Source organism: Micropruina sp., assembly GCF_047606665.1.
GTDB lineage: Bacteria > Actinomycetota > Actinomycetes > Propionibacteriales > Propionibacteriaceae > Micropruina.
This window is the reverse complement of sequence record NZ_JASGEF010000007.1, coordinates 311,997-321,490: the sequence shown is the minus strand read 5'-3', so window position 1 is coordinate 321,490 and position 9,494 is coordinate 311,997. Positions and strand designations below refer to the sequence as shown.

Below are 9,494 nucleotides of genomic sequence, written 5' to 3'. Positions count from 1 at the left end.
GGGGACGTGGAAACGGAGTCTGCGGGGTGGTGATGTTGGATTGAGCCGGGTCGGACGGACTGTTGGGGGGCGTCCGTGACCCGGCTCTCCGCATGTTCAAGGGGACAGGTCGTCGGTTACCAGGGCACCTGTCGGGTGACCGGGAGAACCGTCCCGGTGACCACAAGAACCGGCCCGGCGTACCGGCGGTGGGCAGCGGGCGGAGTTCCGTGTGCGGGCATGTAGACATGGGATGTGGAAATCGCGCGCGACGTCTTCGGCGACAGCTACGGAGTGGCCGGACGATATGTCGATATATTGGCAAGTCGAGGTGTCGACTGGGGTTTGATCGGACCACGCGAGGTCGATCGGCTCTGGCCTCGGCATGTCCTGAACTCCCTTGTCATCAACCCATTGATCGCTTCGGGTAGCCGGATCGTTGACGTCGGATCGGGCGCCGGCCTGCCGGGCATTCCGCTTGCCATCGCCCGTCCTGACCTCACCGTCGCACTGCTGGAACCGCTGCTGCGCAGAGCGAGGTTTCTCAGCGAGGCAGTGGCCGAACTCGGACTGTCCGAGCGCGTCACAGTCGTGCGGGGACGGGCCGAAGACCACCGCGAGCGCTACGACGTGGTCACAGCGCGAGCGGTCGCGGCCCTGCCGAAGCTCCTCGACTGGTGCCTGCCGCTGGTCGGACCACGGGGTCAGTTCCTCGGACTCAAGGGAGAGAGCGCTGAGCGGGAGCTTCTTGACGTCCAGAAGACACTGCGCAAGCGGCGGTTGAGTGGCGAAGTGCTCGCTGTGGCGACCCCTGGAACGAACGAATCGACCTGGGTGGTGCGAATTCGCTGACCGCACTGCGCGGCCTCGCGCGTCGGAGGCGAGACCGACCTGGGCTCGCCGGTAAGCTCTACAGCCGAGCATGCACCATGCGAAAGGCAGGCAGGTAACCCGCGATGGCGTCCGTTCCACGTGAAACACTTCTCCCTCCGACGGGATCGCCCGAGTGACTCAGTCCGCTACCCCGCGTCGCGTCTCCTACCAGACCGACGAGTTCGAGCCGGCACCGGTGGAGCTTCCCGACGAGGCCGTTCCACGTGAAACGCCGGTTCTGCCGGCGCCGGACGCCCCACGAATCATCGTCATCGCCAATCAGAAGGGTGGCGTCGGCAAGACCACCACAGCGGTCAATCTCGCCGCCGGCTTGGCCGGTGGCGGCCTCCGCGTCCTGGTGATCGACCTCGATCCGCAGGGAAACGCATCCACTGCTCTTGGCATCGACCATCAAGAGGGTGTCGCCGGCACCTACGAGGTGCTGATCGACGGCGCACCCATCGATCGGCACGTGAAGGCGTCCCCCGAAGCCAGGGGCCTCTGGGTGTTGCCGGCCACGATCGATTTGGCTGGCGCCGAGATCGCGTTGGTGGACGTTCCGGGCCGGGAGAGTCGCCTGCTGCGGGCGATCGACCGGCTGATCGCCCGCCATCGGGTCGACTACATCTTCATCGACTGTCCACCGTCGCTGGGGCTGCTCACGTTGAATGCCCTGGTGGCAGCACGGGAACTGCTGGTGCCTATCCAGTGCGAGTACTACGCGCTGGAGGGCGTCTCTCAGCTGCTGCGCACCATCGATCTGGTCAAGGGCTCGATGAATGACCGCCTGAAGCTGTCGACCATCGTGCTCACCATGTTCGACGCCCGCACCCGGTTGTCCACACAAGTGGCGAACGAGGTGCGCACGCACTTCCCCGCCGAGACGCTGACCACCGCTATCCCCCGCTCTGTTCGTGTGTCGGAAGCTCCGAGCTATGGCCAGACGGTGATCGCCTACCACCGCGCGTCCGCGGGTGCGCGGGCATATCTTGCCGCCGCTGAGGAGATTGCCCGGCGCGGCGCCACTGGGAAAGGACGACGATGACTCTCGCCAAACCACGGACCGGCCTCGGACGCGGTCTGGGCGACCTGATCCACCGGACGGACCCGGAGTTGGAGCCGCAGCGCGCGGAACCGCTGGCGGTGGAGCCTCCTGAGGGCTCGTACTACACGGAACTTCCGGTCGACAGCATCCGGCCGAATCCGAAGCAGCCCCGCCAGGTGTTCGAAGAGGACGCCCTGGACGAGTTGGTGGAATCGATACGCGAGGTGGGTCTTCTTCAGCCGATCGTGGCGCGTCCGCTCGGCAACGACGCCTACGAACTGGTGATGGGGGAGCGTCGGCTTCGCGCCAGCCAGGCCGCCGGGCTGTCCACGATTCCGGCGATCGTCCGTCCCACCGCGGAACACGATTTGTTGCGGGACGCCCTGCTAGAGAACCTGCATCGCGCGCAGCTCAACCCGCTCGAAGAGGCGGCCGCCTACCAGCAGCTGCTCACCGACTTCGATTGCACGCAGGAGGAACTCTCCACCCGGATCAAGCGCAGCCGTCCGCACATCAGCAACACCATTCGGCTGCTGCAGTTGCCCGCGCCGGTCCAGCGCCGGGTCGCGGCCGGCGTGCTCAGCGCCGGTCACGCCCGTGCCATTCTCGGACTGGGCGATCCGCTCGCCATGGAACGACTGGCACAGCGGGTGGTCGCCGAGAATCTGTCGGTCCGGGCGGTCGAAGAGATCGTCGCCCTCGATGATGGCCGGACGCCCAAGGCACCGCGCCAGCGGATCACCCGCGAGCCCACGGTACGGGCGTCCGCCTTGGCCGAACGACTGGTCGAACGCCTCGACACCCGTGTCAATGTGGTGATGGGCACGAAGGGACGCGGTCGGATCGTGATCGAATTCGCCAACGACGACGACCTCGGCAGGCTGGTCGACCTGCTGGCCTGAACCAGCCACTGACAAGGCAACTCAAAATAGATATTTATCGATAAATATCCGGAACAGGTGTCGGTGACACCCTTCGGGACGCGGCCCAGAGCCACGGGCTCGGACAGGTAGCCTCGGCAGCGTGATGACTGCCGACGATGCGCCCGCCGTCCGTTTCGCCCTGCTGCGTTACCGGGTGATGGCGTGGATCGTCGGGGTTCTGCTGGTTGTCTTGGTCTGCGTCGGCGTCCCGCTGAAGTACCTGGGCCACAACGACACCGTTGTCACCTGGACCGGCGTGCCGCACGGCTGGCTGTACCTGATTCTGCTGATCACCGCTTACGACCTCGGACGCCGGGTGAACTGGCCCTGGCTACGGCTGATCCTGATCGCGTTGGCCGGAACCATCCCGTTCCTGTCGTTCGTCGCGGAGCGCTACGCCACCAAGGACGTCCGCGCTCGGCTGGGCCTACTCGACCTCCGCTGAGCCCATGCCGGTGACGCCGGCCCGGCGCTTGCCTATGCTGTGCGCGATCCGCCAGCTCATGCCCAGCGCGAATAGGGCGAACGCCCACCACTGCAAGGCGTAACCGCTGTTGCGCCAGGAGCCCTCGCCCTCGGGCAGCGAGACGGTGGCCGGAGAGAGGCCTTGCCGGGCGGACGCCGCGGCGTCCAAAGTGATGAATCCAGGCATCAAAGGCTGCGGCCAGAGCTGCGCCAGCTGCGGCAACCGCACCGTACTCAAGGTATAACCCCTAGACGTAGGCGTGTCGTCGGCGGCCTCGGAGGGCAGGAAGATGCCGGCCTCGCTGTGTTCGCCGGACGGCGGAGCGGGTGCCTCGACACCCTGGGCGATGGTGCCGCGCACCACAGGCAGCACCCGGCCGTTCGGCAGTTCCAAAGCGGACAGCACCCGTACCACCCCGTCGGCGCCGAGGATCCGCTCCTGCTCTTCGGGCAGGTAGTGGCCGGTCACCGTCACCGGCTTTCCGTAAATGTCGCCGACCGTGCCGTCGGGGTTCACGAAGTCGAGCAGCACTACCGCCGGTTGCTTGGCACGGGCCTGGGCGGACGCATTGCCCTGGTCGGTGAACACCTGCAACTGCCACAGTCCGAGCCCGACCATGATCGCGGCCGCGACCACTCCGGCCAGGATGACAAGTGCCTGTTTGACCCGCAGCGACACGGTTCAGCCCCGGACGCCGGAGGGGCCGCGCCGATGCGCCTGCCGGACCAAGGCCGCGCACAACTCGCCGAAATCCTCGCCGGCCGCCTCGACCGAGAGCGGCACCAGCGACGTCTCGGTCATCCCCGGCGAGACGTTGGTCTCGATGAACACCGGCCCGTCGGCGCCGACCATGATGTCGGTGCGGGACAGATCGCGCAGCCCGAGCTGGGCATGCACGCTCAGAGCCAGCGCGGCGCAGGCGTTCGCCACCTCGTCGCTCAGCTCGGCCGGACAGATGAACCGGGTCTCGCCGGCGGTGTACCGGGCCGTGTAGTCGTAGACTCCGGAACGCGGCCTGATCTCCACCGCCGGCAGCGCCCGCGGTCCATCGCCGGTGTCGACCACGGTTACGGCGACCTCGGTGCCTTCGATGAACTGCTCGATGACCGCGGTCTCACCGTAGGCGTAGGCGGCCACCATCGCCGCCGGCAGCTCCTCGGCGACGCCCACCTTGGTGCAGCCCAGCGCCGAACCACTGCGCGTCGGTTTCACCATCAGTGGTAGTCCGAGCCTTTTCACTAGGGCTTTCACCAGTGCCTGCGCCCCCAGTTCGCGGAACACCGACTGAGGCAGGGCGGCCTGCGCGGGTTTGGCGACGTCCAGCAGCGGGGTGCAGATCGACTTGTCGAAGGCCCGTTGGGAGGCCGGCCCGGTCGAGCCCACGTAGGGGACGCCGAGCAGGTCGAGCACCTCGCGCACCGAGCCGTCCTCGCCGTCACCGCCGTGTAGAACCGGAAACACCACCGGATCAGCGGCGTCGGCCAGCAGGCCGGCGAGCCCCTCGGTGATGTCGGTCTCCACCACGTACAGTCCTTGGGCCCGCACTGCCTGGGCGACCCGGCGTCCGGAGCGCAGCGATACGTCGCGTTCGTGGGAGAGTCCTCCGGCGAGGACTACGACGGTGCCCGGTTGGCTGCTCATTGGCTGATCCTCAGGTGATGTCCGGCGCGGGTCCGGAGGTGATGTCGCGGTACAGATGGCCACCGGAGCCCGAGCCGATGCCGAAGGTGCGCAGCGTGTCGATCTCGTCGCGCAGCACCTCGCCGAGTCGGCGGGTGCCCTCGATGATCCGCTCAGGTGGCGGGAAGCAGAACGACAGCCGCATGTTCCGGCTGCCCAGCCCGTCGGCGAAGAAGGCCGTCCCCGGCACATAGGCGACCCGTGCCGAGACCGCCCGTGGCAGCATCGCCTGCGAGTCGAGGCCCTCGGGAAGCGTGACCCAGACGAAGAACCCCCCGGTCGGATGCGTCCAGGTGGTGCCCTCGGGCATGTTCTCGGTCAGGCCTTGCAGCATCGCGTCGCGCCGGGCCCGGTACATGTCGCGATACACCTGGATCTGGCCGCGCCAATCGAACTGGTGCAGGTAGGTCGAGATGGCGAACTGGCTGAATACCGGGGGAGCCAGCGTCGCCGACTCCTGCGCCAAGGTCAGCTTCTCCCGGACGGCGTGCGGCGCCAGCGCCCAGCCGATCCGGAAACCGGGGGCGAAGGTCTTCGAGAACGAACCCAGGTAGACGACACGGGAGTCGTCCATCGAGCGCAGCGCCGGTTTCGGTTCGCCCTCGATCGCCAGCAGTCCGTACGGGTTGTCCTCGACGATCAGGATGTCGAGTTCATGCGCGGCCTCGATCAACTCCTGGCGCCGCTCCACAGTCTGCGTGACGCCGGTGGGATTTTGGAAGTTCGGAATCGTGTAAAGGAACTTCACCCGCTTGCCCACGGCACGGCAGGCGGCGATCGCCTCGCGCAGTGCCTGCGGAACGATGCCGCGATCGTCCATTGCGACCTGGACGATCTGCACCTGGTACGCCCGGAAGGTGCCGATCGCGCCCACGTAGGACGGGGCCTCGGCCAGGATCACGTCGCCCGGATCGCAGAACACCCGTGTGACCAGGTCGAGGGCCTGTTGCGAGCCGCAACTGACCACTAGGTCGTCGGGGTGTGCGGCGATGCCCTCTTCGGCCATCACCTCGGTGATCTGCTCGCGCATGAACGGTTCGCCCTGGCCCGAGCCGTACTGCATGGCCTGGGTGCCGCGGTCGCGGATCAGGCTGGCCATGGCTTCGCCGATCGCCTCGCGGGGCAGATCGGCGATGTTCGGCATGCCTCCGGCGAGCGAGACCACCTCGGGCCGGTTGGCGACCGAGAACAAGGCCCGGACGGCCGACACGGTGAGCCCGTGGGTGCGTTCGGCATAGGCGTCGATCCACGGGTCGAGCATGGTGTCACGACGGTGAATGGGTTCCGGTGGGCTCACGGGCCCAGCTTACGGGCGTCACCTTCCAGAACTCGTCCGTGGTCGCCTTCGACTGCCTAAGATGAAGCCGACCGCCGGGTGAGGCGTGGTCGGAGCCCAGGAGGACACCGTGGTCAGCATCGAGCTGGTGGGGCCGGCACTGGTGCGTGGCCTGGCCTGTCCCTACTGTGGGCGGCCGATGCCGTTGGACGAGGCGGGGATGATCGCCGCCCACGCGGCCTGGGGCTGGTGCGGGGCGGTGGCGCTGGAGAGCCGGAGACCGGTCGGTCTGCTGTTGACGTCGGCCGCGACCCTGGGCGATCCGCGGGTCACCGTGGCCCGGATCGGTGCCGGCTGGGTCGCTGACGGCTATCTCGGGCAGGGCAACGGACGCGCCCTGCTGTACGGGCTGGCGTCCGGACTGCACCGCGCCCGGGTCGGGACGGTGCTGGCCAGCTCCGACTCGCGACGGGGCTGTGCTGCGCTGCCCTCAGGATTTCTGGACGCCACCGGCTTCGTCCCGGCGCACGCCCGGAACACATGGCGGCTCGACCTGAGCGCGGTGGTGACAGCGCCGAAGAGCTCGGTGCTGGTCCGGCTCGGACGCCTGGTGCAGGCGGTGCGGCCGGTGGCGCCGCCGGAACCGGCCCGACGGGTCAGATGAACTCTTCCAGGGCGCGCACCAGCGCCGCCTTGGTCTTGCCACCGGTGAACGATTTGACCAGCTCGCCACCCGAGAAGATCTGGATGGTCGGCAACCCCAGGACGCCCTGTTCGGTCGGGATGCGCGGGTTGGTGTTGGTATCGAGGGAGTAGAAGGCGATCCGGTCGCCGTACTCGCCGGCGAGCTCTTCGATGATCGGCGCGATCTGGCGGCAGGGCGCGCACCAGTCGGCCCAGTAGTCGACCAGAACCGGTTTGTCGGCCCGGACGACCATGGCGTCGAAGGTGTCGTCGGTGACGGCAGTGACGTTGGCCACGATGTTCCTCTCGTTCTCAGGCTTGGGGAGCGTGGGTCAGACCCTAGCGTCGAGCGCCGACAAATCCGCGGTGTCGTCGTGGTCGGAGCCGTCGTGCAGCTGGGCGAGGTAGCGTTCGGCGTCCAGTGCCGCTGAGCAGCCGGTGCCGGCCGCGGTGATCGCCTGCCGGTAGGTGTGGTCGACCAGGTCGCCCGCGGCGAAGACACCGGACAGATTGGTCTGGGTCGAACCGGGCTGCACCAGCACGTAGCCGGCGGCGTCGGTGTCCACCTGGCCACGGACCAACTCCGAGCGCGGATCGTGGCCGATCGCGATGAAGCAACCCTGCACGGCCAACTCGCGCTGCTCGCCGGTGACGGTGTCGGCCAAGGTCAGCGAGGTCAGCGATTGTTCGCCGTTGATCGAGGCCACCGTCGAGTTCCAGGCGAACGAGATCTTCGGGTCGGCCTCGGCGCGGGCGACCATGATCTTGGACGCCCGCAGCTCGTCGCGCCGGTGCACCACGGTGATCGAGGACGCGAACCGGGACAGGAAGGTGGCCTCCTCCAGCGCCGAGTCGCCACCGCCAATCACGGCGATGTCCTTGTCGCGGAAGAAGAAGCCGTCGCAGGTGGCGCACCAGCTGACCCCGCGTCCGGACAGCCGGTCTTCGCCCTCCAGGCCGAGCCGGCGGTAGCCGGAGCCCATCGCCAGGATGACCGCGTGCGCCCGGTACACGTTCCCCTCGCTGTCGGTGACCGATTTGACCGCACCGGCCAGGTCGGCCTCGACGATGTCGTCGGTGACGATCTCGGTGCCGAACCGCTCGGCCTGGGAGCGCAGGTTGGCCATCAGGTCGGGGCCCATGATGCCTTCGGGGAAGCCGGGGAAGTTCTCCACCTCGGTGGTGTTCATCAGCGCACCGCCGGCCTCCAGGGCGCCCTCGAAGACCAGTGGCTTCAAGTCGGCGCGGGCTGCGTAGATGGCGGCGGTGTAGCCCGACGGGCCGGAGCCGATGATTATGACGTCGCGGATCTCTGACATGGCGTCCTTACGCGGAGGATGGAGTGCGAGGCCAGCCTAATGCGACCGGCCGTTCTGCTGGGACAACCCAAGCGCCCCCGGTGGTATTCCGGGGGCGCTTGGAGTGGTGTGGGTGGTCGGTTCAGGCGTCGTCCTCGGCGTCCAGACCGGTGCGGTGGACGTAGCCGGGGGACTCGTCGCCGCCGTAGGACGGGTCGACGCCGGGCAGCCGGGGGTCATGCTTGTGCGGCGCGTTCTCGCCGCCGTAGGACGAATCCACCTCGGGATCGTTGTGCGGGTGCGGATGCTCGGATCCGCCGTAGCTCGGATCGACGGCCGGGCTGTCCTGTTGGGTCATGATGCGCTCCTTCCTTACTCGAGTCGCTCAGGCTACTTCCAGTTTTCCTCGGTCCAGCCGAGTTCGTCCCAGGCCTGTTGTGGAATCAGCCGGTCGACCCGGTCCATCACGTACGAGGGCTGGTGCTCCGGCGAGAGGGCGCGGACGTCGTCTGCCGTCGCCTCGCCGGTGAGCACCAGGCCGGACACCATGCCGGTGTCCAGCGCCATCTGGATGTCGGTCTGCAGCCGGTCGCCGACCATCACCGAGTGCTCGACGCGGGCGTCCAGGCCCTCCATGGTCACCTGCAGCATGATCGGGTCGGGCTTGCCCAGCGACTTCACGCACGTGGTGCGGGTGCAGGCCTCGATGGCCGCGGTGATCGAGGCGCAGTCGGGCTCGCCGCGTCCGCCGGGGAAGGGGCAGAACCGGTCGGGATTGGTCTCGATCAGGAAGGCCCGCTTGTAGAACCAGATGGCGTCGAAGGCGATCTGCAGCTTGCGGTAGTCGAAGGTCCGGTCGTAGCTGGCGATCACGATGTCGATCTCTTCGGGATCGTCGCTGAGGGTGAAGCCGGCCTTGATCAGCGCCCGCTTGAGCGGCTCTTCGCTGATCGGGAAGAGAACGGCATCGGGATGGTTCGCCAGCAGCCACTTGGTGGTGGTGACGATGGTGTTCGAGATATCTTCCACCGGGGTGGGCAGACCGAGCTTGATCAGCTTCCGGGCGTACATCTCGGGGTCTTTGGTGGGGTTGTTGGACAGGTAGCGGATCGGGATCTCCCGCCGGCGCAGTTCGTTGATCATCCGAGCCGCGCCGGGCAGGAGGTGGTCGCCAAGGTAGATCGTGCCGTCCATGTCGAAGACATAGGCGTCGTAGAACTCTGCGGGGTGTTTCAGGACGTCTCGCACGGCACGTTCTCCCTTGTCAGTG

General features: G+C 67.5%; 11 protein-coding genes and 1 pseudogene. 5 read left to right on the top strand and 7 right to left on the bottom strand.

Going from position 1 to position 9,494, the window contains the following annotated elements; translation table 11 throughout:
* Positions 1-234 precede the first annotated feature (234 nt).
* The 4 genes and pseudogenes from rsmG to QM619_RS02395 all read left to right on the top strand — a co-directional run.
* Complete coding sequence (gene rsmG, locus QM619_RS02410) at positions 235-831, top strand: 16S rRNA (guanine(527)-N(7))-methyltransferase RsmG (RefSeq protein ID WP_415103919.1); 597 nt, start codon at positions 235-237, stop codon at positions 829-831.
* A 154-nt stretch (positions 832-985) separates the two neighbouring features.
* Positions 986-1,897, top strand: a complete 912-nt coding sequence (locus QM619_RS02405) for a ParA family protein (RefSeq protein WP_415103917.1) — start codon at positions 986-988, stop codon at positions 1,895-1,897.
* Complete coding sequence (locus QM619_RS02400) at positions 1,894-2,799, top strand: ParB/RepB/Spo0J family partition protein (RefSeq protein ID WP_415103915.1); 906 nt, start codon at positions 1,894-1,896, stop codon at positions 2,797-2,799. The genes QM619_RS02405 and QM619_RS02400 overlap by 4 nt, the downstream gene beginning before the upstream one ends.
* 133 nt (positions 2,800-2,932) lie before the next feature.
* A pseudogene (locus QM619_RS02395) lies at positions 2,933-3,265 on the top strand (DUF3817 domain-containing protein); the annotation flags it as partial.
* On the opposite strand, the gene QM619_RS02390 reads toward QM619_RS02395, so the two are convergent.
* From QM619_RS02390 to QM619_RS02380, 3 genes are read right to left on the bottom strand one after another with little or no spacing between them, the layout of a single operon-like run.
* Positions 3,248-3,964: an SURF1 family protein gene (locus QM619_RS02390; RefSeq protein ID WP_415103913.1), complete on the bottom strand. Its 717-nt coding sequence runs from the start codon at positions 3,962-3,964 to the stop codon at positions 3,248-3,250. The pseudogene QM619_RS02395 and the gene QM619_RS02390 sit on opposite strands and share 18 nt — an antisense overlap.
* 3 nt (positions 3,965-3,967) lie before the next feature.
* Positions 3,968-4,927 (bottom strand): D-alanine--D-alanine ligase family protein, encoded by a 960-nt coding sequence (locus QM619_RS02385; protein ID WP_415103911.1) that lies wholly within the window; start codon positions 4,925-4,927, stop codon positions 3,968-3,970.
* A 10-nt stretch (positions 4,928-4,937) separates the two neighbouring features.
* A complete protein-coding gene (locus QM619_RS02380; RefSeq protein ID WP_415103937.1) occupies positions 4,938-6,227 on the bottom strand; it encodes a PLP-dependent aminotransferase family protein in 1,290 nt (429 codons plus the stop codon).
* Positions 6,228-6,372: 145 nt separating this feature from the next.
* Between QM619_RS02380 and QM619_RS02375 the strand changes: the two genes are divergently transcribed.
* Positions 6,373-6,906, top strand: a complete 534-nt coding sequence (locus QM619_RS02375; protein WP_415103909.1) for a hypothetical protein — start codon at positions 6,373-6,375, stop codon at positions 6,904-6,906.
* Here QM619_RS02375 and trxA read toward each other — a convergent pair.
* The 4 genes from trxA to QM619_RS02355 form a co-directional block, all read right to left on the bottom strand.
* Entirely contained in the window at positions 6,899-7,222 is a 324-nt protein-coding gene (trxA, locus tag QM619_RS02370) for a thioredoxin (RefSeq protein WP_415103906.1), read from the bottom strand. The two genes, QM619_RS02375 and trxA, sit on opposite strands and share 8 nt — an antisense overlap.
* Before the next feature lie 36 nt (positions 7,223-7,258).
* Positions 7,259-8,245: a thioredoxin-disulfide reductase gene (gene trxB, locus QM619_RS02365; protein WP_415103904.1), complete on the bottom strand. Its 987-nt coding sequence runs from the start codon at positions 8,243-8,245 to the stop codon at positions 7,259-7,261.
* A 121-nt stretch (positions 8,246-8,366) separates the two neighbouring features.
* The gene (locus QM619_RS02360) at positions 8,367-8,582 is read right to left on the bottom strand and encodes a hypothetical protein (protein ID WP_415103902.1); all 216 of its coding nucleotides are present in this window, start codon (positions 8,580-8,582) and stop codon (positions 8,367-8,369) included.
* Between the two features lie 32 nt (positions 8,583-8,614).
* Complete coding sequence (locus QM619_RS02355; RefSeq protein WP_415103900.1) at positions 8,615-9,472, bottom strand: HAD-IIA family hydrolase; 858 nt, start codon at positions 9,470-9,472, stop codon at positions 8,615-8,617.
* Positions 9,473-9,494 lie beyond the last annotated feature (22 nt).